We start from the raw sequence: 458 nt of genomic DNA on the forward strand, positions 1-458 counted from the left end.
TATAATGGCCAGTTGGCTATTTTAGGGGCCATGTTAGCGGGATCGATGACAATGACTCCGTTTGCCATTAGTGTGGCACTTCGCGTTAGCGTCCATTAAAGAAATGACGAGTATAAATTATAGAACGGACATCAAGTTCGTCTTAACGAAGTTAGAGTGAGAAAGACAATGTGGAAATGGCTTCATCCTTATGCAAGGCCTGAAACCTCTTATCAGTTGTGTGGTAAGTTGATGCCCTGGTTTGCGGCACTGGCGCTATTGTGTCTGTCGGTAGGTACCATTTGGGGTTTGGTGTTCGCACCGTCTGATTATCAACAAGGCAACAGTTTCAGAATTATCTATATCCACGTACCGTCGGCGATTTGGTCGATGGGCGCATATATGTCGATGGCGACTGCGGCCTTTATTGGCCTTGTTTGGCAAGTGCGTTTATCCAGTATGGCCGTTTCTGCTATGGC

Annotated in this window: 1 protein-coding gene and 1 pseudogene; both read left to right on the top strand. The window is 46.5% G+C overall.

What is annotated here, in order from left to right; all coding sequences use genetic code 11:
* A pseudogene (locus ACP45E_RS18810) lies at nucleotides 1-99 on the top strand (heme exporter protein CcmB); the annotation flags it as partial.
* 69 nt (nucleotides 100-168) lie between these two features.
* The coding region (ccsA, locus tag ACP45E_RS18815) for a cytochrome c biogenesis protein (protein ID WP_241824342.1) at nucleotides 169-458 on the top strand (290 nt) is incomplete at its 3' end.

Source organism: Vibrio genomosp. F10 str. 9ZD137 (assembly GCF_049974785.1).
Taxonomy (GTDB): Bacteria; Pseudomonadota; Gammaproteobacteria; order Enterobacterales; family Vibrionaceae; genus Vibrio.